Source organism: Burkholderia sp. BCC1996 (genome assembly GCF_905339955.1).
In the GTDB taxonomy this organism is placed as follows: domain Bacteria; phylum Pseudomonadota; class Gammaproteobacteria; order Burkholderiales; family Burkholderiaceae; genus Burkholderia.
This window is the reverse complement of the sequence record NZ_CAJPHM010000101.1, coordinates 1-470: the sequence shown is the minus strand read 5'-3', so window position 1 is coordinate 470 and position 470 is coordinate 1. Positions and strand designations below refer to the sequence as shown.

Below are 470 nucleotides of genomic sequence, written 5' to 3'. Positions count from 1 at the left end.
GAACCGGGTGACCTCGTCCTGACTGAGGATCACCGGCAGCTTGAGCGGCACCTTCGACAAGGGGATCTCGTCGACCGCCCAGTCGCGTTTGAGCGTGACCGTGTACAGGAAGCGCAAGGCCGCAGTGGCCACCACCAGCGTACTGCGGGAGCGCCGCTGGACTTCAATCAGATGCACTTGCCAGGCGCGGACTTCCTCTGGACCCAGTACCTCGGGAGAGCGCCCGAAGTGTTGGGCAAAGGCCTTCACCTGCTGGAGGTAAGCGCGTTGGGTATTGGCCGCGAGGTTGCGCACGCGCATATCCTCGATCATGCGTCGACGTAGGGGTGTCATGGTGGACTCCGCTCAGAAGGGACGTGGGCAGCAAACTGCACTGCCATCGTCGCACTCGAACGGAGGGCCCCCACAATCGATCCCGGAGCCGATGCCGTCAGCCAACCACCACCTCCCGCGTCAGCGGGTTAGTTCAA

General features: G+C 63.4%; 1 protein-coding gene. It reads right to left on the bottom strand.

The window, feature by feature from the left end:
- Positions 1-333, bottom strand: a 333-nt coding sequence (locus U4Z64_RS37400) for a site-specific integrase (protein WP_321822695.1), incomplete at its 3' end; no start/stop codon positions are given.
- Between the last annotated feature and the right edge of the window lie 137 nt (positions 334-470).